Here is a 1,101-nt window from a genome sequence, read left to right as displayed (position 1 = left end):
GATTTATTCGCAGCCCTACAGATTAAAGCGTTTAGTGGGCTATACCGATCCTTGGGCAGATCCCTATGGTAGTGGATATCAGGTGATTCAGTCTTTGATCGCATTTGGGCGTGGGGACTGGTCGGGCGTAGGTTTAGGCAACAGTATTCAAAAGCAATTTTACTTGCCCGAGGCTCATACCGATTTCGTTTTTGCCATTATGGCAGAAGAGTTTGGTTTGATTGGTACATTGCTTGTTGTTTCGTTGTTTGTCGTTTTGGTCTACAGATCCTTACGCATAGGCTATTTGGCAGAAAAGAAAAAGCAATTATTCAGCGCCTATTTTGCCTACGGCATTGGCATCTTATTCGCGGTTCAGTCTTTTATAAACATAGGCGTCAATATGGGCTTGCTACCGACTAAAGGCCTGACGCTGCCATTGGTAAGTTATGGCGGTAGTAGCCTGATTGTGAGTTGTATGTGTATAGGCGTGTTGTTAAGAATTCACCGTGACCTGATGGCGATTGAAGATGAGCCAGACTCAGAACAGACCAAAGACAAGGAGCTTATCCATGCGTGATAAAACATTCCTTGTGATGGCTGGTGGCACTGGCGGGCATGTATTTCCAGCCTTAGCAACGGCAAAGAAACTAATGAGCCGCAATGAAAAAGTTGTTTGGCTAGGTTCAGTCGGTGGTATGGAAGAGCGAGTAGTGCAAGACGCTGGAATCCCTTTTTACGGTATTTCCGTCAGTGGTGTTCGCGGTAAAGGCATATTAAGCAAAGCTTTAGCACCCTTGAAGATCGCTAAAGCCGTTTTCCAGGCTTTATTAGTGCTTAGGAAAACAAGACCCGATGCCGTGTTAGGTATGGGAGGCTTCGCTTCTGGGCCTGGTGGCTTGGCGGCAAAACTCTTGGGTAAGCCTTTATTGGTTCACGAACAGAATGCCGTAGCAGGAATGACCAATAAAGTACTCGCGAAAATGGCAGATTCAGTGATGTCAGCTTTTCCTGAAGCCTTTGAAGATGCGAGTAAAGTTGTGCTGACTGGCAACCCATTGAGAGATGAAATCTGCGAGTTATTTTATTCAAGCAAAGACAGTGTTTCGAAATCTGGGCCGA

General features: G+C 45.8%; 2 protein-coding genes. Both read left to right on the top strand.

Annotation, left to right across the window (positions count from 1 at the left end; all coding sequences use genetic code 11):
* Positions 1–559, top strand: a 559-nt coding sequence (locus tag A3763_RS01700; RefSeq protein WP_197482682.1) for an FtsW/RodA/SpoVE family cell cycle protein, incomplete at its 5' end; no start/stop codon positions are given.
* Positions 552–1,101, top strand: a 550-nt coding sequence (locus tag A3763_RS01695) for a glycosyltransferase (protein WP_231872068.1), incomplete at its 3' end; no start/stop codon positions are given. The genes A3763_RS01700 and A3763_RS01695, both read left to right, overlap by 8 nt.

It is taken from the genome of Oleiphilus sp. HI0128, from assembly GCF_001635365.1.
This window is presented reverse-complemented; position numbering and strand designations above follow the sequence as displayed.